Raw genomic sequence first — 497 nt, 5'->3', positions numbered from 1 at the left:
ATTGCCAGAGCAAGGCAAACGCAAATCGCAAACAGCGATAAATCCATTAACAAGGGATGCCAGATGTCACCGGCGTAGATCCAGCCACGAAGCAGGCGGTGTACGACAAGCCAGATGACGAATCCAAACGCGAAGGCTTTGAAAAACGGAGGAAAATAGACGGACGCACCGAACACCAGATCTTGTAAGGGCAATCCTGTTGCATTGAGCATAAACTTCACAAAGTAGATTCCTTTACGACCGAATATATTGCGTTAGATTAATAAATATTCTTTAAGTGCGAAAAATTTACGCGCAATTTCTGAAAAATATGTCTGACGGTAACCAAATGCAGCAATACATTTGTTTTAGCAATACAATTGCTGCACACTATTCTAAAAGCCGCATAATATCTTAGCAAGCTAATTATAAGGAGATGAAATTGGAATCGCCACTAGGTTCTGATCTGGCACGGTTGGTGCGCATATGGCGTGCTCTGATAGACCATCGCCTGAAAC

General features: G+C 42.9%; 1 protein-coding gene. It reads right to left on the bottom strand.

Annotated features, from left to right (window positions below):
* Positions 1–212: DUF1656 domain-containing protein (locus E2K52_RS14810; RefSeq protein ID WP_201798524.1), on the bottom strand; the 212-nt coding region annotated here is incomplete at its 3' end.
* Between the last annotated feature and the right edge of the window lie 285 nt (positions 213–497).

Origin of the sequence: Acinetobacter sp. RF14B, from assembly GCF_006864105.1 — a bacterium.
Taxonomy (GTDB): Bacteria; Pseudomonadota; Gammaproteobacteria; order Pseudomonadales; family Moraxellaceae; genus Acinetobacter; species Acinetobacter lwoffii_C.
Note: the sequence above shows the minus strand (reverse complement) of the source record. Positions and strands in the feature narration are given on the sequence as shown.